19 protein-coding genes and 1 pseudogene are annotated in these 19,772 nt (G+C 51.9%); all 20 read right to left on the bottom strand.

The annotated features are described in order from the left end of the window. Positions 1 to 319 precede the first annotated feature (319 nt). Positions 320 to 502, bottom strand: a complete 183-nt coding sequence (locus C7E02_RS17815) for a hypothetical protein (RefSeq protein WP_158683096.1) — start codon at positions 500 to 502, stop codon at positions 320 to 322. A gap of 39 nt (positions 503 to 541) precedes the next feature. After that, entirely contained in the window at positions 542 to 2,359 is a 1,818-nt protein-coding gene (locus C7E02_RS19995; protein WP_226978925.1) for an antirestriction protein ArdA, read from the bottom strand. Between the two features lie 14 nt (positions 2,360 to 2,373). Beyond that, positions 2,374 to 3,084, bottom strand: coding sequence for an antirestriction protein ArdA (locus tag C7E02_RS17835; protein ID WP_105310315.1), 711 nt, complete (start codon positions 3,082 to 3,084; stop codon positions 2,374 to 2,376). Next, positions 3,084 to 5,174 (bottom strand): type IA DNA topoisomerase, encoded by a 2,091-nt coding sequence (locus C7E02_RS17840; RefSeq protein ID WP_105310316.1) that lies wholly within the window; start codon positions 5,172 to 5,174, stop codon positions 3,084 to 3,086. Before C7E02_RS17840 ends, C7E02_RS17835 begins: the two co-directional genes overlap by 1 nt. Further along, positions 5,171 to 5,887 (bottom strand): DUF4366 domain-containing protein, encoded by a 717-nt coding sequence (locus C7E02_RS17845; protein WP_105310317.1) that lies wholly within the window; start codon positions 5,885 to 5,887, stop codon positions 5,171 to 5,173. The genes C7E02_RS17840 and C7E02_RS17845 overlap by 4 nt, the downstream gene beginning before the upstream one ends. After that, a complete protein-coding gene (locus C7E02_RS17850) occupies positions 5,877 to 6,131 on the bottom strand; it encodes a DUF4315 family protein (RefSeq protein WP_105310318.1) in 255 nt (84 codons plus the stop codon). Before C7E02_RS17850 ends, C7E02_RS17845 begins: the two co-directional genes overlap by 11 nt. Positions 6,132 to 6,156: 25 nt before the next feature. Continuing rightward, positions 6,157 to 8,055: a CHAP domain-containing protein gene (locus tag C7E02_RS17855; RefSeq protein WP_153917615.1), complete on the bottom strand. Its 1,899-nt coding sequence runs from the start codon at positions 8,053 to 8,055 to the stop codon at positions 6,157 to 6,159. Next, positions 8,042 to 9,073 carry a DNA cytosine methyltransferase gene (locus C7E02_RS17860; protein ID WP_105310319.1) on the bottom strand — a complete coding sequence of 344 codons (1,032 nt, stop codon included), beginning with the start codon at positions 9,071 to 9,073 and terminating at the stop codon, positions 8,042 to 8,044. Before C7E02_RS17860 ends, C7E02_RS17855 begins: the two co-directional genes overlap by 14 nt. Before the next feature lie 71 nt (positions 9,074 to 9,144). Next, positions 9,145 to 9,585 carry a hypothetical protein gene (locus C7E02_RS17865; protein WP_105310320.1) on the bottom strand — a complete coding sequence of 147 codons (441 nt, stop codon included), beginning with the start codon at positions 9,583 to 9,585 and terminating at the stop codon, positions 9,145 to 9,147. A 60-nt stretch (positions 9,586 to 9,645) separates the two neighbouring features. Then, positions 9,646 to 12,045, bottom strand: coding sequence for a VirB4-like conjugal transfer ATPase, CD1110 family (locus C7E02_RS17870; protein ID WP_105310321.1), 2,400 nt, complete (start codon positions 12,043 to 12,045; stop codon positions 9,646 to 9,648). Then, on the bottom strand, positions 11,978 to 12,397 hold the full coding sequence (locus C7E02_RS17875; protein WP_105310322.1) for a PrgI family protein: 420 nt from the start codon (positions 12,395 to 12,397) through the stop codon (positions 11,978 to 11,980). The genes C7E02_RS17870 and C7E02_RS17875 overlap by 68 nt, the downstream gene beginning before the upstream one ends. 16 nt (positions 12,398 to 12,413) lie before the next feature. Then, positions 12,414 to 13,283 carry a VirB6/TrbL-like conjugal transfer protein, CD1112 family gene (locus C7E02_RS17880; protein ID WP_105310323.1) on the bottom strand — a complete coding sequence of 290 codons (870 nt, stop codon included), beginning with the start codon at positions 13,281 to 13,283 and terminating at the stop codon, positions 12,414 to 12,416. 17 nt (positions 13,284 to 13,300) lie between these two features. After that, positions 13,301 to 13,396 (bottom strand): annotated as a pseudogene (locus tag C7E02_RS17885) (Maff2 family mobile element protein); the annotation flags it as partial. A gap of 79 nt (positions 13,397 to 13,475) precedes the next feature. Further along, positions 13,476 to 15,098, bottom strand: coding sequence for a recombinase family protein (locus C7E02_RS17890; protein ID WP_105310324.1), 1,623 nt, complete (start codon positions 15,096 to 15,098; stop codon positions 13,476 to 13,478). A gap of 133 nt (positions 15,099 to 15,231) precedes the next feature. Further along, positions 15,232 to 15,429: a transposon-encoded TnpW family protein gene (locus C7E02_RS17895; RefSeq protein ID WP_105310325.1), complete on the bottom strand. Its 198-nt coding sequence runs from the start codon at positions 15,427 to 15,429 to the stop codon at positions 15,232 to 15,234. After that, positions 15,426 to 16,283: an ATP-binding protein gene (locus C7E02_RS17900; RefSeq protein ID WP_105310326.1), complete on the bottom strand. Its 858-nt coding sequence runs from the start codon at positions 16,281 to 16,283 to the stop codon at positions 15,426 to 15,428. Before C7E02_RS17900 ends, C7E02_RS17895 begins: the two co-directional genes overlap by 4 nt. A 60-nt stretch (positions 16,284 to 16,343) precedes the next feature. Further along, positions 16,344 to 17,114 (bottom strand): phage replisome organizer N-terminal domain-containing protein, encoded by a 771-nt coding sequence (locus C7E02_RS17905; protein ID WP_105310327.1) that lies wholly within the window; start codon positions 17,112 to 17,114, stop codon positions 16,344 to 16,346. A gap of 113 nt (positions 17,115 to 17,227) precedes the next feature. Next, positions 17,228 to 17,614, bottom strand: coding sequence for a cysteine-rich VLP domain-containing protein (locus C7E02_RS17910; RefSeq protein WP_105310328.1), 387 nt, complete (start codon positions 17,612 to 17,614; stop codon positions 17,228 to 17,230). Further along, the gene (locus C7E02_RS17915; RefSeq protein WP_105310329.1) at positions 17,604 to 19,235 is read right to left on the bottom strand and encodes a relaxase/mobilization nuclease domain-containing protein; all 1,632 of its coding nucleotides are present in this window, start codon (positions 19,233 to 19,235) and stop codon (positions 17,604 to 17,606) included. Before C7E02_RS17915 ends, C7E02_RS17910 begins: the two co-directional genes overlap by 11 nt. Continuing rightward, complete coding sequence (locus C7E02_RS17920; protein ID WP_105310330.1) at positions 19,207 to 19,602, bottom strand: plasmid mobilization protein; 396 nt, start codon at positions 19,600 to 19,602, stop codon at positions 19,207 to 19,209. The genes C7E02_RS17915 and C7E02_RS17920 overlap by 29 nt, the downstream gene beginning before the upstream one ends. Positions 19,603 to 19,772: the final 170 nt, after the last annotated feature.

The raw sequence follows: 19,772 nt of genomic DNA on the forward strand, positions 1-19,772 counted from the left end.
ATAACAGACCATTACACCGATGGAAAACGCATTCACAGTACATGGAAAAGCCGGGGCTTTCCCACATCCTGCAAACGCCGTTTCCCACAGTTCCATGATACAGCCAGTTATACACATTCCCACAGCGCCTACGACTGCGAACATCCATCCATTCTTTCCTACCTGGATAAAAGAGAATAAGAGCATAAAAAATGGGGAGTACAGCTACCACCACACAAGCGGTAACTGTACTCCATTTTTGTGTCTGGAAAAGTGGCGAAAATCGACACTTTTTCCTATCATTTTGCCCCGTAGGGAGGCAGAGGACAAATCCTATTGCCTATGTATTTTGAGCCTTGCAGAGCTGATAAAATCCTCTGTTTTCAACCTTTTTCCCGCCTCTTTTTTGCCCTATCTGTCTGGTAGAGAGGACAGGCAACAATTCCAGCCCGGAAACTCTGCTTGCAGCTATGGATACATTTTCTGCAGATCTTGTTGTACTGCCGCCTGCCGTTCTCCCCAAGAAAGAAGCTCCATTCCTGTTTCCACTTTTTACTTCGGCTCATAGTTCCGGCTCATCCTTTCCGGGCTTGCCGAGCTCCGGGGGCTTTCGCTCGGCACATTCCTTTTTGGCCTGAGAGAGCTGCCCCAGGACAGAGGGCTTATCCATTCCCGGCTCCTTATCCTTTGACCGTTCTCCGTTGTTAATGATACCGTCAATCATACCGTAATCGTCCTCCACCTGAACCTCTGCATTTTTCAGATGGTTCTTTGGGTCTGTCAGCATAAGCAGAAAATTCTCCCGATCATCCACGGTTAGATCAGGGAGGGCTCTCACCAGATCAATTACTGCCTCCTGCACAAGTGGACTTTCTTTGAAGTGTTCCACCAGGCACAAGTTGTCCAAGTCAATCCGGTTTCCCCGTACCAGAGGATACTCCATACCGCTGTATATGCTGCCATCCTCCAGGGTGAAGCCGATACCTTTTATGCCGTGAAGCCGATTTGCCGGGATTGCCTGGTATGCGGCGACCGCCTCCTGCAGGGTCAGGTTGTTATGGTATTCTCCTAAAGAGGGAAACTCCATACACTCCGCTGTATAAAAGGTGATCTGCCCCATATCCGGCTCTGCCTTTTCTGGCTGCTGTTCCAAAAACTCCGGAACTTCCTTGTATCCAAAACGGTCACAGAAATGGGCGGTCTCTTTCCCATATTCCTGCAAGACTACCACGTCCGACACAGAAAGACTATGTCCCCGGAAGTTATCCGGGCGGTGGATATTGAGATCGGTATAAATGCTTTCCAGGTTCTCTCTAGGGGTGAACGGGGCAGCGTAGACCGCCTCATAGTTCGCCCGGTCAATAGAAAGCCCGGCAGCCTCCAGATACTCGCTGCCCTCAAAGTGGTATGGGTGAAGTTCCTCTACCTCTTTTAGCTGATATACGGTGTAGGTGTTGATACCATATTCCTTTTCATAATCGGTGAGCCGTCCGATCAGCGGAGAGGTTTCTTCTCTAAGGTCCATTTCCCGGCTCATATTGAGAAGTCCGGTTTTGATAAGGGAAGTGTTCCCGTCAAGGAGGGCGTCAGCGATCGCCTCCCTCTGTACCTGCTCTTTTGGAAATGCCTGTTCATAATCGGCACTGTATCCCCGGAAATGTAAATCCAGATCGAGGGCAAGTTCCGTTGATACATCCAGGCGGTCAAGGTCAGGTTCCAGTTCTTCCACTTCCTCCGGGGAGACCATCACGCGGTATTCCTCCGGGATATTCTCACGGTCTCCGTCATAATATTCCTCAAAGCGGCTCTGATTGTCATACACATAACCGTAATCGGTGAAAGCTCCCGTGTCTCCCAGGGCAATATCACGCCCGTATGCCTCATAGTCGATATAGTTCTGCAGGTACTCCGGCACCTGCATGGTTCCCAGCTCGTCAATGTAATACCGGCCCAGATCGTCGTAGTCGTCAATGCCGGGGTACACATCATATTTATCCAGATTGTCAGTCAGGTTGATAAGGTCTTTTAAGCTGCCGGTGTAGTCGCTGATCTCCATAGCTGCCTGGAAGTGTTCATATTCCGACTCGCCCAGTTCCTCCAGTTTGGAAGCCAGGTAGTTGAGTTCGTCTAGGTTCTCGTATTCCCCTAAGAGGTTATAGAGTCCATCTACATAACAGTCATAGTCCGTGATGAACCATTCCTCATAGGGATTGCCGAAATCATCCGCAGAGCCAATACCGATACGCTCAAATACTTCCTGCAGCTTTTCCGGGGTAGTAGGGAACTTTACCCATTCCCCCACAAGCTCGCCCTCATTGTATTTTCCCAAGTTGGTGATAAATGCTGCAAACGGAAATTCGCTGTCATGGCTGTATCCCATATAATTGCACCTCCTTACAGTTCCGGCCCGTGTTTGTCTGCTTTTGGCGGCAGCACCTCACGGGCGGCACATTCTTTCTTTGCCTGTTTCAAAAAATCCTTGACGGAGGGTTTGACCTCCTTGTCCTGTTTCACCGTAGGTTTTTCCCGCTCCCATTCATCCCCGGATAAGAGGACATACCCCTTATCCGTGAAATATCCGTTGTCCTGTTCCCGGACTTTGCGACCGAAAGCCTCCGGGTCAATGCCGGCTTTCCACACCTCCGGCATTTCTACCATGCCGCTCTCATAGAGCTGGTAGCGTCCCAGAGCCTCATCACTGTTCATCCCCGGAATGAGGATGAAATAATCAAAGTTGTGGGGATACTCTTTGAACTGCTCAAAGTCCGTCAGCCGCAGGGGTGTTTCCTGGACGGCCATCAGCTTGTTAAATTCATGGTCGGGCAGATCGGAAAGTTCCTGTGCCAGCATTGCCAGATCATCCACATGGGCGTACATGGGGAGAGCCAGCCTAAGCCCTGGTACATTCGAGACATAATCATCAAAGAAATACATATCCGGCGTGGCAGAGATCGGCAGTCCAATCTCTGTAAAGGCAGCGGTGATTTCCTCTGCATTTGCCGGGAAATAGAGCCAGGTTCCGGCATTGTCACGTTCTCCGCTGTCATAGGCAGCCGTGTTGGTGATATACGCCTTGAAAATATAATCAGAGGAATTATCCTGCATTAGCGGCCTCCTTTCCCTTTGGTGAACTCGGTCTTAAAGTTGATATACTTCCCGCCTGTATCCTCCATCACGATAACCGCGTCATAGGTGGTATCTTTCTTTTCGGAATAGAGCCCCTTGACTTTGGTTTTCCCTTTAGAGAGCAGATCGGCGGCCATCTTCTTTGTCAGCTCTTTTCTGCGGGAAGTCCAGAAACGGTCATTCTTCCACAGAACAAAGCCGCAGCCCCGGTCTCCGCAGTAAAAATTCTTCTTTCCCTCAAAGACTGGCTGGCCGCAGCGGAGACAGACACCCACAGACTCTTTCTGCGGGGCAAACAGCTTTTGCTTGTCCTCGGAGATATGGGAGTAGCGGGCGATCAGTTCTTTTGCCATGCTTTCAATCCCCTCCATGAATGTTTCCGGGGAAAGTTCTCCCTTTGCCACTAAGGACAGCTTATTCTCCCAGTCAGCGGTGAGTTGGGGCGAGGTCAGGACTTCCGGGAGGACCGTTACCAGATTGATACCGTTCCTGGTAGGGATAAGGTTCTTGCCCTTACGCTCCACAAAACCGGAGGACACCAGCTTTTCAATGATGGAGGCCCTGGTGGCAGGTGTGCCAAGCCCTTTCCGCTCCACATCATCCGGCATATCCTCTGTTCCTGCGTGCTCCATAGCAGACAGCAGGGTATCCTCCGTATAAGGTTTGGGCGGCGTGGTGAAATGCTCCGTTATCGTGGCGGCCACATGGTCGAATATCTGCCCCTGGGAGAGTGCCGGGAGAGTTGCCACATCTTCCAGATCATCCTCTGGTTTCTCTTTCAGAGAGGAACGGAATAGCCGTTCGATCTCTTTCCATCCCTGAGAAACAACTTCTTTGCCTTTGGCAGTAAAGGTATGCTCCCCACAGGTGAACACCGCCGAAACGGTCTCATATACATGGGGTGCTGCCAATGCACAAAGAAGTTTGCAGCAGACCAGGATAAACAGGTTCCGCTCCCCGGCAGGGAGTAAGGATACCTCCTGCTTTGCCAGCTCCAAAGTAGGGATGATGGCGTGGTGGTCGGATACATCCTTATCGGAGATCACCGCCGCCACATCAGGAGTAAATCCACCAACGGCGGAAAACAGGGGCAGCCCTGCAGCCAGTCTGGCAACCGCAGAAACAGTCTCCGCCATATCCCCGGTGAGATACCGGCTGTCCGTCCTCGGATAGGTCAGCAGCTTTTTCTCATAGAGCGCCTGGGCGTAGTCCAGGGTCTCTTTGGCGGTAAACCCAAAGAGGCGGTTGGCCTCTCTCTGTAAGGTGGTGAGGTCATAAAGTTTTGGCGGTTTTACCGTCTTTTTCTCCCGTTCCAGGGAAACACAAACGGCCTGCCCGTTCTGGCAAGCCGTCTGCATGGATACCGCTTTTTCTTTTTCGTCCACCCTGTCGCTTACTGCCTCCAGGCCATTAAGGGAAAGGCGTACATGGTAGTATTTCTTTTTCTGAAAGAGCATAATCTTTCCGTCACGCTCTGCCAGCATTGCCAGGGTAGGTGTCTGTACCCGTCCCACATTCAGGGTTTTATGGTAGAGGACCGAAAAAAGACGGGTGGCGTTAATACCGATCAGCCAGTCCGCCTTAGAACGGCACAGGGCCGAATGGTACAGCGGTTCATAGCGGCTGCCCGGCTCCAGGTGGGAAAAGCCCTCCCGGATAGCCGTATCCTCCATAGAGGAAATCCAGAGCCGCCAGACAGGTTTTGTGCAGCCGGCCATTTCCACCGCCAGACGGAAGATCAGTTCTCCCTCACGCCCGGCGTCACAGCCGTTCACCAGCTCCGTCACGTCCGGGCGCTCCATCAGGGACTTTACGATGGAAAACTGCTTTTCCTTTCCGGGGGATACCACATGCTGCCAGACTTCCGGCAGGATAGGCAGGTCCTCATAGTTCCATTTCTTATAGCGTTCCTCATAGGCTCCGGCCTCTGCAAGGGATACCAGGTGCCCGATACACCAGGTCACCAGACAACCGTTCCCCTCCAGGTATCCGTCTTTCTTATTCTTTGCACCCAGGGCAGCGGCATAAGCCGCCGCTACACTGGGTTTTTCAGCGATAATCAGTTTCATACGCTTTCATCCTCCTTTGGTGTGTCGTCCAGATACTCAACCTCGGTATCCTCATATTCATCCTCAAAGTCATATTCCCCCAGATCATCGTTCCCTTTGGTGGAGGACTTATCCTTTATGAACTTGAAGTAATAGAACGCACCGCCTCCGCCGATCAGAAGCAGGGGCAGGAGGATGAGGGCAGGATTAAGCCCTCCTTTTTCTTTGGGTTCCTCCTTAGGTTCTTCGGCTGCCGGTTCCTTGCCTACACAGCCGGAACGGTCATTCTTGCAGACTTCACAGTCCATCTTCACGCTGCTGGCCTCGCATTTTTCTGCACAGGTGCAGACTGCCGGTTGTGTCTGCGGTTCTTTGCCCTCGGTGAGAGCCAGCAGGTCCGCCTCATCCACCTGGTTCAAAAAGTGGACCGTATTTTTTCCATCCGCCGCCCGGTCAATGATAATGTAAAAGGTATTGCCGCTTTTGCTGGTAACGGTGATAAACTGTTTATCCTCACTGCCAGCCGACTCTATATCATCTACCAGGGACAGATTGCCCTCCGGGGTGAGAGGGACGGGCTCCGGTGTGGTTTCCGTTTGCGGCGGGGGGGTTTCTGCAGGCGGGGGTTCTACCGCCTCTCCACCTCCGGCGTAGGCGGTCACAGAAAAAGCCGTCATGGAGAACATAACGGCTGCCAGTACCAGGAACTTCCTGAAAAATCTCTTATTCTTCATCTTCGGTTTCCTCCGTATCCCCGGAGTAATCCCCCTCCGGCAGGGTGATCTCACCGCTTGCATAGGCTTTCAGGAAAGCAGACAGCTCTCCACGGTCCATCTTGACTGCCTTAACCATGCGGACAATCTCCAGGTTTTCTTCCTCGGCGATCTTCTGCTCCAGGTCACGAACCTTTTTCTGCAGTTCGCCGATCTTGGCTTTCGCCTTTTCAATCTCACTTCTGTATTTCTCAATCGTCGCCATAAAATATCATCCTTTCTGAAATTTGTTACCAGTTCATCAGACCGTAGCCGTGGATATACTGGCTGTTAAGAGGGTAACTCTTGATCTTGCAGGCGTCGCCGCTGTTGCCCTCCACGGTATAAACATTGGTCCCGTCTGTTCCGATCACAAGACCTACATGGTCGGAACCGCCGCCATCCCAGTCGAAGAAGATCACATCACCGGGGGCTACATCCGTGTAGTTTCCAGCCGCCCATTGCCCGTGTTCCTTGAACCAGGGAACGCCCTGGGAGGCACAGGCAGCGAACCTCGGCTCGCTGTATCCTGCCTGGTTGATACACCAGGAAACAAAACAGGCACACCATTCCACACGGCTGTCAAATCCATACCAGGACCAGTAAGGCTGTCCGCCTACATTTCCCACCTGGGCTTTTGCCAGATCAATGATTTCCTGATTGCCCGGACGGGTGCCGTTTACAAACTCCACGCCGCTTAGATCGGTGGAGGGGCTGGTGTCGAAAGAACCGCCGCCAAAAAGCAGGGGCATATTTCCGCTGGTGTCCCGGTAAGCCTGGTAGAGTTCAAGCTGCTCTGCGGTGAGGGTTTCCTCTGCTACATGAAAAAGGCCGTGGTTTTTTAAGGTCACGGTCATAATGTAGTAGGTATAGGGGACTTCCACCTCGTAAGTATCGGTATGGGTATTTCCATCCTCATCCGTCCAGGTGTCCATCCTTGTTTCGGTGCGGTAGCGGATTTCCTCCGTTTCCGTTTCGGTAAGCTCATACTGCAGTTCAAAAACTGTTTGGAGTTGCCCTTGTGCAGACGCCGGGGTGTAGGCCCCGCCAAAGTAAGCGGAAAGATAAGCCGCCAGTTCGTGAGGGTCATGGTGGATACCGTCCAGATCAAAACGGTACTCGTCATATCCTGGGTTCAGGCTTTCATAGTTATCAAGCTCATACTGTAAATCCTGTTCCATAGCGGTGTAAGCCGCCTCCACCTCTTTCATATCCTGTTCTTCTGATGGGTAAGAGGTGGCGGTGACAGCACCCAGGCCGCCGATCACCATATTGGTGCAGGAGGAAATGCCGCCGGCCAGGACCAGGATAAGAAGCCCGATCGCCAGAACCAGGAGCGCCCCTTTCCAATGCCTTGCAATAAAACGGGCTCCTTTTTCTCCGGCCTGGGCGGTTTTCTTTGTAGCGGCGTCTGCCGCCTGCCCGGTTTTTCCGGCTGCTTTGCCAGCGTTTTTCACATCCTTAGTGTAATTATGTTTGATCTTCTGTTTCTGCAGGAACCGGGAGAGCGGGTTGGAGGAAAGGCTTGGGTTCTCCGACAGGGCCTTGTGATACTGGAAATTCACATTGGCTTTATGGAGTGCCCGTTCCGCTTTGGCAGCCTCCCGGTAGGGTTTCAGACGGTGGTTGCGGAGAGCGGTCTTTGCCATGCCGGAACTTTTGGAAAGAGCACGCTCACCGGTCCGCTCGATACTATGCCCAGCCTCCACACCGGAATTTTCTTTTTCCACTTCATGGATTTTGCCGTGGGCTTTGCCGGTTATCATGCGGCCTGCCAGGGAAGCCGGACGGGAAACAGGGTTTGTCTTTTCGACTTCCGACATGGGCTTTTCCACTTCCTTAAACCGGAGTTTCGTTTTGCCTTTGCTTTTTGCCTCATCATAGAGTCGTTCACGAGTCAGCTTTTTCTTCTTTGGGATACGCTCCCTGGCTGCCTCTGCTTTATCTGCCGCCTGTTCCGCTTTGCGGATATAGCGGTCCAGTTCCGGCATGGCACGATCTTCCTCGGTAAAATGAAGCCTCCCGGAAAAATCCGCCTCCTTTTCTTTGCCGCTGATATTTTCGCTTTTGCCCGTGGTCTGGTTTTCTTCGACTGCACCCTCACGGGTGATCTTCTGGGTCACCTTGTCACGGGGCTTATACTGTTTCATGTTCCATCACCTCCCAGATACAATGTTCTTTACACCTGCCGGTCAGTATCTCCGCCATAAAGTGAAAGATCGGATACGCCTGGGGAGGGCAGACCGCATTCCCCAGGGTCTTTAAGCGGAGTGCCCGGTCTTTGGTCTGCTCCGTTATGCGGGGCACTCCCTCCGGCTCCCTGTCCCAGAGGACAGCTCCGTCCATCCTTTCGGGAAGCCCATAAGCCATTCCACCCAGTCCGGGTTTAAGGCCGCCTTGTCCGAGAGGGGATTTTCCTGGAAGATCACCTGGGCTGCCAGGTTCCCGTTCTTCTTTTTCGGGTCGTAGGCAGATGGTTTCAGGGTAGAGCGGAACCCGTCCGAGGCTACCGGCGTCAGGTAGAACACCGCAGCCGACAGGGGCAGGCTCCAGATTGCCCCGCTTTTGTTCTTCTTGCGGAAAATCCCATTGTCCGACAGGTACACATCCAGGCTTTGGGCGTCCTTTACGGTTCCCTTGTCGGAGGCAAGGGGCGTAGGAAACATCAGCCGCGATGATAAAAGTTCGCTGGCGCTCATGCCATGCGCCGACACCGCAAGCCGGAAATACGAATGGGAGAACAGCGTATCCCGCTTTTGCCAGGTCAAAGATCGTTTTGTCGAGCCCCATATTGATGAAGCCAGCAACATTTTCCCCAAGCACGAAACGGGGCTTAAGTTCTGTAATAACCCGGCACATCTCCGGCCATAAGTAGCGTTCATCCTCAAAGCCTTTCTGTTTTCCTGCGGTGGAGAAAGGCTGGCAGGGAAAGCCCCCGGAGATGACCGTGACGGTTTCAAGTCCTGTTTTTTCAAAAAATGCCTCCTTTGTCAAAGTCGTTATATCCCTGAATTTTGGAACGTCCGGCCAGTGCTTTTCTAAAACGGCGTAGGGATAATCCGCCCATTCACACTGGCAGACGGTTTCAAAGCCGGCAGCCTCCGCCGCTAGGTCCAGGCCGCCGATACCGGAGAACAGGCTTAAATGGGTTAATTTGTTTGTAGATATAGTTTCACCTCCTAATTTTGGGCATAAGAAAAGCGCTACTGAATTTTCAGCAACGCTTACTCAAAAGATTATTATCTTTTAGGTGATTTCCCTGTTAAATGGATTAAGGGATAATCTTCATTGACTTTTTTGCTCTTATACAAATCTTTTCTCATGCTCTTTAACAAATTTGTCAAAAGCTTATCATGCTTTTCGGATACAAAATTTTTAGAATTTGATGGCTTAACATAGTCATGAAAAATCATCAGATCACTTACTACTTCGGCACTTCCAATCAAAAGAAGTTGGTTTTGGGCGTCTGCCAACTGATCTCGTGCACTTTCCGAGTTATCGGAAACTACAATATTGCTGACAGCTTCAATGTAATTCAAATAGTATTTCTCTTTGAGGCGGCTTTCGTCTGCTGCAATTTGTTGTTTCTTAGCAAAATAGTATGTCAATCCTGCGGATACCGCCGCAACCACTATTCCTATTATAGGGACTAATAATTCAATCCAATTTTCAACAGTCATTCTGCCACCTCCAATTTATAAAATATTATACCACCTTTCATTTATAAATCATAGCATGAGTTATGGGTCAATTACTTCCTCCGGCTTTGTCGTCATAATGCGGTACAGCTCCGTATCCTGCGGGAACCGGTCCACGAAAGGTAAGATCACGTTTCCATAGAAGATCAGCCCCTCGCCGGGTCCCGAATGGGTCACATAGGAGAGCTGCTGCGGGGAGATACCCAGTTTCTTTGCAAGGATTTCCCGGTCGCCGGCTGCCTGGTTTAACATATACACAAAGTCCGAGTTCTCAAAAATGTTCTCGATCTCACGGCTTGCTAGCAAATCCTTAATGTTCTGGGTGATACCCGTGGGGATACCGCCCCATTTACGAAAGCGTTTCCAGATCTCCACGGAGTAGGCGGCGGTCTGTTCCTCCTTTAAGAGCAGATGGAACTCGTCGCAGTAGAACCAGGTGTTGGCGTGCAGTTCCCGGTTTTCGGTGACTCTGCCCCAGACCTGGTCCTGGATGATGAGCATACCCAGCTTTTTAAGCTGTTTCCCCAGTTCCTTAATGTCAAAGCACACAAGGCGGTTCTGAATATCCACATTGGTGCGGTGGTTGAAAATGTTAAGGCTGCCTGTCACATAGAGCTCCAGGGCGGCGGCGATACGGGCAGCCTCCAGCTCCGGCTGTCTCTGGATTTCCTCATAGAGATTGCCGAGGACAGGCATATTTTCCGGTCTGGGGTCAGCCAGATACCCACGGTACACGGTGGTAACAGCCCGGTCAATGATGGTCTTTTCAATGGGCTGCAATCCATCCTTGCCTCCCACGATCAGTTCGCAGAGGGAAAGGATGAAGTCACTCTTTAAGGCCAGGGGGCTTTCATCCTCGGAGTAGTTCAGGTTCAAATCCATAGGGTTCACATAGTCTTTGCTGGTAGGGGAAATCTTCACCACCTGCCCGCCCAGGCGGTTCACCAGGGGAGCGTATTCTGCCTCCGGGTCACAGATGATGATAGTATCTTTCTTACTTGCCACCAGGAATACATTGGTAATCTCCCTCTTAGCGGAGAAGGACTTGCCGCTGCCCGGTGTACCTAAGATAAGGCCGTTGGGATTTTTAAGCTGCTTTCGGTCCGCCATAATCATGTTGCCGGAAAGAGCGTTGAGCCCATAGTACAACGCCTCGCCGCCCTGGAAAAGTTCCTGGGTGGTGAACGGTACGAAGATGGCGGTGCTGGAAGTGGTGAGGCTCCGCTTGATATTTACCTGGTTCAGTCCCAAAGGGAGAGAGGACATAAGCCCCTGCTCCTGGCAGAAATCAAGGCGGGTCAGGGCACAGTTATATTTCTGAGCCACGCCTGCCGACTGGAACACATTGTTTTCAAGTTTCTGTCTGGTATCCGCAAGGTTCACCACCAGGAATGTGAGCAGGAACATCCTTTCATTTCTGCTCTGCAAATCACGGAGGAGATTTTTTGCCTCACCTCCATAAGTGGCAAGGTCGGAGGGGATTATATCCATGTCATAACCTGCCCGGACCGCTTTTTTCTGTTCTGCGATCTTCATGGCGTCCAGATCGGTGATCTTCCTCTTGATGGTCTTGATGGCCTCGTTGTGGTCGATACTGCGAATATGCAGCGTCACCATGAGGCCGTCCTGTGCCTCCATGAAATCTGCCAGCATACGGTCATTGAGTTCCGGTGCCAGGATTTGCAGGAAAGAGACCGCACCCAGTTTCTTCCCCATGCGGAACATCCTTGTGTTTCCAAACTGGAATGAGGACGGGGCGATATAATCCTTGACAGAGAGACCGGTCTTAGGAAGCCAGTCCCATTCAAAAGAGAACGGCTCCCCGTCCGGGTGCATGAGGCCGTGGAGGACCTGCAGGCGTTCTTTGCCGTTCAAAGGTTTTGCGGCTGCACCGATCACCTTAAAGAGATTGAGTACATCCGTCTCAATCCGGGAGAGCCTTGCCCTGGCTACCTTTAAGTCCTCCGCCTCGATGGTGAGTGTCAGATATTTGCGTTTCACCAGACCGTTGTTCCCACGGGAGAGCTGGTTCTTTAACATGAGGGCATATTCCTTTCGGATACTGTCAAAGCTGTCCCCCTGGTCGCTGATCTCGATGGAGCGTTCAAATTCCTCCCGGCCTACATACTGGCTGATAAGGGAGAGCTGCACTCCCACGGAAGCGTCAAAGTAGTTATACAGATCGCACAGGTTTTCAAAGGTGGCTGTCTTATCATCCGCCTGGGCGAGCTGGTAATTTATATCGTCAAAAGCAAGGCTTTTGGAATAGGATTTGCCCGGCAGCTTGCAGATACCGTCCGGGTATATCACCTCAAAAGGGATACTGTCCTGGGCAGTATGGGGCTTTCCGTCCCCCTTAGCCTGCCGGATGGCCTTATCCACGGCCTTTTTCTCTCTGGCGGTGAGTTTTACCTTTCCCGCCGTTTTTTCTGTTCTGGACAATCCGTTTCACCTCCATTTCCAGATCACGCTGCCTTGCCAGGGCCTCGTAGAAGTTGTTGGTCTGATAGGGGCGGTTCTTTGGGCGGATGAATTTTGTTTCGATCATCTGCTTTAAGATCACCTCTAAAGGCTGTCCGTTTTTCTCATACATGGCAAGCAGAAAGAACGGCAGCATAACCATCATCATGCAAAGGGTCGCCGTGGAGTTCCCGGCAGACTCTTTGAGTAAAAAGAAAAGCGGCACTCCTAAAAGCACCGCCGGGGTAAAGCAGATAAGCTGCCTTTTTGTCAGGCCGAAAAATACCTTTGTTTTGATTTTGGAAAGGTCTTTCGGTACGGTCACATAAGCCAATCAGCATACACCTCCTTTAATGGGCGCTGAAAATGCCCTTTGCCATGCTGCCGGTCTTAAAGAGGGTAAAGCATAAGAGGACCGTGTATCCCATGCAGCCCCAGATGGCAGCGGATATGTTGTCGGCGGTGGAAATCTCCTGGATGAGGACCGCATAAATGCCAACGCATATCATAATGAGAAACGCCTGGAAACCTAAAGCAATCAGAGACTTTAAGTAGTTCTGCCCCACGCTGGACCATTCCCGGTTGCTCATGGTAGCAAAGGGGATAGGCCCCACGGAGGTTACAAGATAAATCTCGATCATACGGCCATAGACCACCAGGAAGATACAGATGGAGAGGATATTCATGGTGAGCCCCACCACCATGCTCTGGAACCACAGCCCTAAAAGAGGCCCTAAGTCCATAGCCTCAAGCTGAGCCTCCATATCAGGGATGGCGGTGGAGAGGTCAATGCTGGTAGAGCCGCTAATGATACCGCCGCTCTGGCTTACCACGTTCTGGGCCACATCAAAGATCGCCATAACGATATTCCAGGTGTTGGTGACTAAGAACACGGCCACAAAGGTTTTGAATATCCACTTGAAGAAAATCCATGTGTCTACATCATGCAGGTTGTTCTTCTCGATCACAAGCTGAATGAGCTCGTAGCACATCACAAAGGTTAAAATGATACCGGCTATGGGGATAATGACTGTTTCAGACAGAGACCGGATGAGGTTGAAAACGCCGCCGTTCCATGCCGACGGCGTCATGCCAACCTCCCCGGCGATCTCGCCCACTTTGGTATTTACCGTGTCAAACATCCCCGACAGGTTACCGAGTATCCCGCTGATGAGCAGCTCTTTGAGCCACTCCGCCAGCTTGTCGAGTATGCTTTGCATAGGTTATCCCTCCGTCATTATCCGAACAGGCCGAAAAGCAGTGGTACAGGGGTCATGCCGATCAGGGCAACGCCGCCGCCCGCCATAAGCTGTTTCATGCCCTGGCTTTTTGCTCATGTGAGATAAAGAAGTAAAAGAAGTGTAAAAAATTTTGCCGTTCCCTGTCCGGCTGACTGCCGGACGGGTCGGGCTTTAGTCGGGCAGCTCTACCTTGCCGACAAAAGAGTAATAGATTTCGATTTCCTGTCTGCGGAGCTTCCCCCGGCGTTTCCCGTCCAGTGCTTCCGATTCGTGGATTACGATTTTCTCCACAAACTCCCGCAACAGGGTAGGGGTAAGTTCCTCAAAGCTGGTGTACTTGCGTACTACTTTCATAAACTTTTCAGCGTTTGCCGTGGCTTCCAGCGTCCTTGAAAGCTCGCTCTGCAGAACGGCGGCACGCTCTTTCAGTTCCTTTTGCTCGGCTTCGTAGTCTGCCGAAAGCTCCGTGAAACGCTCGTCCGATATGCGCCCGGTCACGCTGTCCTCATACAGCCGCTTGAAGATAGCGGAGAGTTCCGCAATCCTTTTTTCTGCCGCTTCCAGTTCTTTCTTCTTGGCTGCGTTCCGGCGTTTGCTCCCGTCCTCGTTCTGCTCGGTCAAGAGCTTCATAAACCGGGCTTCATGCTTGGCGGCGTACTGTGTGACTTTCCGCAAATTCTCGGTCACTCCCTCGGTCAAAAGGTCGGTGCGGATAAAGTGCGCCGTACAGTCGGCGGTACGTTTCTTGTAGCTGCCGCAGATATAGCAGTCCTGCCGCCGTTTGTCCGTCTGATACCTCTGCTGGTACATGACGCTGCCGCAATCGGCACAAAAGAGTATGCCGGAGAACAAGCCCACTTCATCATAGCGGTTGGGGCGTTTGCGCTGCTTGCGTAGCTCCTGCACACGCTCCCATGTGTCACGGTCTATGATGATTTCGTGGTGGTTCTCAAATACTGCCTGCTTGTCCTCGCTGTTGTAGATAATCTTGCTGTTTTTGTAGGATTGGGTGGTGGTCTTGAAGTTCACAAGGCAGCCCGTGTATTCCCGGTTTTCAAGGATATGCACCACGGTATTTGCCGCCCACTTGCACTCATAGCCGGGGTGGTAGCGGCGGGTTCTCCCTGTCCGGCGGTATTCCAGCGGTCCCGGCGTGGGGGTTTCCTGCTCCGTAAGCATACGGGCTATCTTGGTCGGTCCGTTCCCGGCAAGGCATAAGCTGTAAATCTGCTTTACCACGGGTGCGGCTTCCTCGTCAATGATGAAATTTTCGTCCTCGTCCATGAGGTAGCCGTAAACAGGCTTGCTTGTGACAGGCTTCCCGCTCATGCCTTTTGACCTCTTGACCGCTCTGATTTTCTTGCTCGTATCCCTCACCAGCCATTCGTTAAAAATGTTACGCAGAGGGGCAAAGTCATTCTCGCCCTGTGCGCTGTCAACGCCGTCATTGATTGCAATGAAACGGACGTTTTTCTGTGGGAAAATCATTTCCGTGTACATTCCCACTTGTAAGTAGTTTCGCCCTAATCTTGACATATCCTTTACAATGACCGTCCCCACAAGCCCCGCTTCAATGTCGGCAAGCATGGACTGGAAGCCGGGTCTTTGGAAATTTGCCCCGGAAAATCCGTCGTCCGTGTACCATTTGAGGTTGGTAAAGCCGTTCTGTTTGGCATAGGCTTCAAGAATCCGCTTTTGGTTGCTTATGGAATTGCTCTCACCTTGCAGCTCGTCCTCATGGGATAATCTCGGATATAGGGCGGTAATAAGTGTTGTTGCAGTCTGTCTTGACATAAATTCCTCCGTTTCCGACAGCCAGCCCCACTATTCCGTAGGTCTATCATACCACATGGGGCGGCTATCTGTACAGTCCTTTTTGCTACTTTATGTCGAAAAATGTCACATTTTTTTATTAAGGCTTATCGCATTATATGGCATGGGCGGCTGTTCCCACGGCGGCGGCTTCCGCTTCCAGCACTTTCATCATTTTGTCGGCGGCGGTGGCGGTAGCGTCCTGTTTGAAGTAGCCGGAAACGATAAGCACGGTGTTCCCCCGGCGTATCTCGGTCACGCAGTCCGGGCGGCGGGCAGTAGCGGCGGTGTTCCTGTTTGGGGTGTCGGTCATAGGCTCTCCTTTCCATTCATCAGCGTTTTCAGCCGTTCCATTTTCTCCTGCGCCGTGGCTTTTCTGAAATTCTCCCCGGTAAAGCAGACGGGGGAACACATTTCAAGCAGGCGGTCATAAATCCGGGCGTGGGGCGTGTCCTCCGGGTTCTGCAATTCTTCCAGCGTGAGGTTTGTCGTCACGATCAGCGGCTTATTGCTGCGGTATCGGCTGTCAACCACGTTATAAACCTGTTCAAGCCCGTATTCCGTGCCGCGCTCCATGCCGAAATCGTCAAGGATAAGCAGGGGGAAGCGGCAAAGGCGGTCTATGTATTCGTTCCTGTCCTTATAGCTGGCGGCAAGGTCGTTGAGGATAAGGGCAAAGTTTGTCATGCACACGGAAATCTCACGCTCCATAAGGGCATTGGCGATACACCCGGCAAAATAGCTTTTTCCCGCGCCGACTTTCCCCCATAAAAGGTAGCCGATATTCTCCGCTTCCATATCCTCCCAATGCGCCACATAGAAGTGTGCTTTATCCATTTGGGGGCATTTGCCGTTGTCGTTTTCAAACGTCCATTCCTGCATAGCCGGATTAGTGAAGCCCATTCTTTTCAGCCGTTCCACTTCCTCTCGGTGCTTCTGTTCCCGGTCGGCGGCTTCCCGCTTTTCCCGGTCTGCCCGTTTGCAGTCACATTCTTTGGGGTGTCGGTCACGTCCGAAAAGCGTCTTTCCCTCCGCAAAATAGGCTTCTTTGGGCTGTCGGCATTTCCCGCAGTATAAAAGCCCGTCCTCCCCGGTGTAGTCCTCCGGCTCGGCTTCCTGTGCCGTGGCAAGCCGGAAAACGGCGTTGTCATAATCATAATCGCTCATAAAATAAAATCCTCCTGTTAATGGTCTTTTGGCACGCCCTGTTTACGGGGCGTTCTTCCGTCAAAGGCTTTCGCCCTCACGGTAGGAATAATCGGGTATCTTTTGCTTTGGTGCTTTCTTTGCTTCATCATCAGCCGCCCAACGCCGGATAGTGGCGGCATGGTTCTTGTATTTCTTCCCACTGGAAGCGATATAGCCGGATAAGCGGTCAATGTAATATTCCCACTTGCCGGGAAGCTCCGTTTGCAGTTCTGCAAGCTCCTTTTCTGACAGGAATACGTTTTTATATCTGCCAAAAGGGGCGCGGGCGGTCTGTCCGGGTTTTATCCCTCCCTCTCTCTTTATCTCTAACTCTATATCTATCTCTTTCTCTATCTCTAACTCTCTCTCTGGTGGACAAATGTCCGCGGCATATGGTGGACATTTGTCCGCCACGGCTTCCGGGAGTGCCGCCTGTCCCTGCAAAGCCCGCCTTGCGCGGCGTTTGCGCTCCCCCTCGGTAGAGGACTGACCGATTAAGAGTTCTATGTTGCTCATGTACAAAGCCCCGTTCTGCAACGGCTCTACAAGCCCCAGTTTCATAAAAATCTGCAAGGCTCTTTCCACTGTGCCGACTTGCTGGCGGGTGATTGTGGCTATCATCTGTGCGGTGTAGGGGATATTCTCGTCAAGCTGGAGCTTTCCCCCGTTCTTCAGCGATTTTAGGTACAGCTTCAAGAGAATGTTTGAGTAGAGTACGCCGTCCTGCATACTTTCCAGCAATACGATAGCGTCCTCGTCAAAATAGCTCTCTTTCAGCTTTAGGTAGTAATATTTGCGGTTGTCTGCCATTCGTTCCTCCTTATGGTCTGTTTTGGGCTTCTGTTACGCTTTAGAACGCCGTTTTGAGGGGTAAAGGATATAAATATCGCCTGACCGTTGAGGGCGGTCAAAAAAGCCTTGATTTACGGGCTTCTTTCATAGCCTAAATGCGTAGAAAGGTGGTATCTTTTCCGCTGACGCTCCGATTCTTTCCGGCGGCGCACTTTTACGGCGCAGTCCGGGCAGTATTTCCCCCGGTTGGACTTGGGGAGAAAATACCCGCCGCACTTGGTACAGCGTTTCCTGTCTGCCCGGTGGAGTAGGGCGGCTTCCAGCTTCCCGTCCAGCGGCAGCACGGCGGCAATGAACCAGCGGCACAAGAGGGAATAGCTGATACTCTGCACACATACGCAAGGCTCGCCGTTATCCAGTAAAATACAGTTGCCGTTATCGTAGTTGCAGCACTCATGTACAAGCCGACAAGCCGCCCGGTGCTGCAAATAATCCATGTATGGGTGTTTACCGTTCATTATCCCGCCCCTTTCCGCGCTCCGGCTCACGCCTTAAAATCTGCTCAATGTTGCCCTTAACGGTCTGCAATTCTTTTGTTTTCTCCCGCTTTTCCCGGTACTCGTTGTAAAGCGTGTTTTTCTCCCTCATAAGCTGCTCAATCTCCGCTTGTAAGGTCTTGGAAGCTGGAAGTTTGGCAATGCCGTTTGCCTTAAAATACCGGGTGGCAGCTTCGGCTATCATAAAATCGCTTTCGTGCTGCTCCCGGTAGTTTTTGCGGGCTTTCTCTGTTTTCTGTGCTTTCAGCCCGTCACGGGCGGGCTTGGTCTTGATGTAGGCTAATAACTGTTTCTGCAAGTCTTTTTTCTCCCGTAAAGTGCTTTCTACGGCTTTCAGTCCGGCGTGGACGTTGTTTAGCTCCGCGCTGGCGGCGGCAAGGGTGGCTTCCAGTTCCTCCGGGGAAGAAAAGCCGGATTCCTCATAAATGCTCATGGTCGCTGCCATCTGCTTTAGGTTGTGGACAGCCGCCCAGCGGTCATATCCTATGCCTTTGCCCTCGGCTCGTTTCGCTTCCCGGTCTACCATGCGCTGTACGCTGTCCTGCTTCGGTGCGTTTATGACGGCTTTATTGCGTTGTAAACGCTCCCTTATGCTGTGGGGGTATTCCTGTTTGGGTATGGGCTTTTCGGCTGCTCTTGCGGCGTTCTGTGCGTTTATGGTGAGTGCTTCCAGTACGGCGGCACGGTCAAAATCATCACCCAACTTCCGGGCGGTGATTGGCTTCGTCCTGTCCGGCGTGAGGTACGACAATCTTCCCCGGCTCTCCTTGACGGTCACGCCCTGTTGTAGCAGCTTCCCGGAGAAGTCCTCAAAAGAGAGGGCAGAGGACAGGGCGGCGCGGATCGTGCGCCGTAACTTCTCCTTGTCGGTTTCAAATTTCGTAAGTTTCGGCGGCTCTCCTGTGGCGGCAAGGGAAGCGTTCTCTTTATCCAGTGCGGCTTGTCCTTTCCGTTTCGCCCAATACTCACGCTCGGTAACACGGTTCTTGCTCCCGTTCAGCAAATCAATCTGATAGAGGTTTTCCCGGTGGCACATCTCCATGACTTCCGCTTTGAAATATTCCATAGCTGCGTCCGTGCAGCGGTGCTTGCAGCCCTCCCTTGTGTCCGCTGGTCTTTCCATGTAGGGCAGTAGCGGCACTTCCGCAATCCGCAGGCTGTTTATGACGATATGCACATGAATGTTGCCGCTGTGGTTATGCCCGTCCGGGTGGGTGCATACAAGGGCTTGGTGTCCGGGGAAATGCTCTTTACAAAACTTTTCTCCCAACTCCTGCGCCCGGTCTACGGTCAAGCCATTGTCCTGTGCGTCACGGGGGTCAAAGCTGATGATATAGTGGTGGCTCTTTACGTCCTCCCGTCTTTGGTTCTTGCCGTATTTCAGATTGGAGCGCATACACGCTATGGCGAAATCCTCCCCGCCGCAATTAAGGGAAGAAATGCGGTAATCATCACGGGGGATAAGCCGCCCGTTTTCATCAAGGGCGGGCTTCATGGTAAACTCGTCATGCTCAAAGGTTAGGTACTGTTCGGCAGCCCCATAGTCGGCATTTTTAGAGCTGATATGTTTGAACGTTGCCAACGGTTTCACCTACTTTCTGCAAGACTTCAAACTTCAAGGCGGCAAGCTCCGCTATGGCGGCGCGTACCTCATTGGAGAGTGTGTTATAGGGTGCGCCGTACTCGTTCAGACAGCGGGCAATCTGATTCAAGTTGCCGCCGATTTTCCCGTACTCTGCTGTAAGTTTCCCAACGGCAGAGAGCAGTTCATCATTGACCGGGGAAACGGTAATGACCGGGCGTATGCGTGACTTAATTAGTGCCTGCCGGATATATTCGGACTGGCTCATTTGGCAGAGGGTGACACGCTCGGAAAACTCGGCGTATTCTTCCTCGGTCAAGCGTGTTTTGATTACCCGGCGGCGGTGGGGCGTGTTGTATCTTTTCATGGTCGTAGACCTCCTTTCTTTTATGCTTTGCCCTTTCACTAATAGGAGAAAAACAGGGGCATAAGCGGAAGTGTTTTTTGAAAAATCCGAAAAAATTTTTTGGGGGATTTTTCAAGCGGCACAAGCCGCAAAAGGCGGGCTTGGGGTGGCAACCCCAACAAGATTCCCGC

This window comes from Dorea sp. Marseille-P4042, from assembly GCF_900290215.1.
Taxonomy (GTDB): Bacteria; Bacillota; Clostridia; order Lachnospirales; family Lachnospiraceae; genus Dorea; species Dorea formicigenerans.

Coding starts and splice junctions, on each gene's coding strand:
- C7E02_RS19995 (WP_226978925.1), bottom strand. CDS start 2,359: ATGGGATACAGCCATGACAGCGAATTTCCGTTTGCAGCATTTATCACC.
- C7E02_RS17835 (WP_105310315.1), bottom strand. CDS start 3,084: ATGCAGGATAATTCCTCTGATTATATTTTCAAGGCGTATATCACCAAC.
- C7E02_RS17840 (WP_105310316.1), bottom strand. CDS start 5,174: ATGAAACTGATTATCGCTGAAAAACCCAGTGTAGCGGCGGCTTATGCC.
- C7E02_RS17845 (WP_105310317.1), bottom strand. CDS start 5,887: ATGAAGAATAAGAGATTTTTCAGGAAGTTCCTGGTACTGGCAGCCGTT.
- C7E02_RS17850 (WP_105310318.1), bottom strand. CDS start 6,131: ATGGCGACGATTGAGAAATACAGAAGTGAGATTGAAAAGGCGAAAGCC.
- C7E02_RS17855 (WP_153917615.1), bottom strand. CDS start 8,055: ATGAAACAGTATAAGCCCCGTGACAAGGTGACCCAGAAGATCACCCGT.
- C7E02_RS17865 (WP_105310320.1), bottom strand. CDS start 9,585: ATGACTGTTGAAAATTGGATTGAATTATTAGTCCCTATAATAGGAATA.
- C7E02_RS17880 (WP_105310323.1), bottom strand. CDS start 13,283: ATGCAAAGCATACTCGACAAGCTGGCGGAGTGGCTCAAAGAGCTGCTC.
- C7E02_RS17890 (WP_105310324.1), bottom strand. CDS start 15,098: ATGTCAAGACAGACTGCAACAACACTTATTACCGCCCTATATCCGAGA.
- C7E02_RS17895 (WP_105310325.1), bottom strand. CDS start 15,429: ATGACCGACACCCCAAACAGGAACACCGCCGCTACTGCCCGCCGCCCG.
- C7E02_RS17900 (WP_105310326.1), bottom strand. CDS start 16,283: ATGAGCGATTATGATTATGACAACGCCGTTTTCCGGCTTGCCACGGCA.
- C7E02_RS17905 (WP_105310327.1), bottom strand. CDS start 17,114: ATGGCAGACAACCGCAAATATTACTACCTAAAGCTGAAAGAGAGCTAT.
- C7E02_RS17910 (WP_105310328.1), bottom strand. CDS start 17,614: ATGAACGGTAAACACCCATACATGGATTATTTGCAGCACCGGGCGGCT.
- C7E02_RS17920 (WP_105310330.1), bottom strand. CDS start 19,602: ATGAAAAGATACAACACGCCCCACCGCCGCCGGGTAATCAAAACACGC.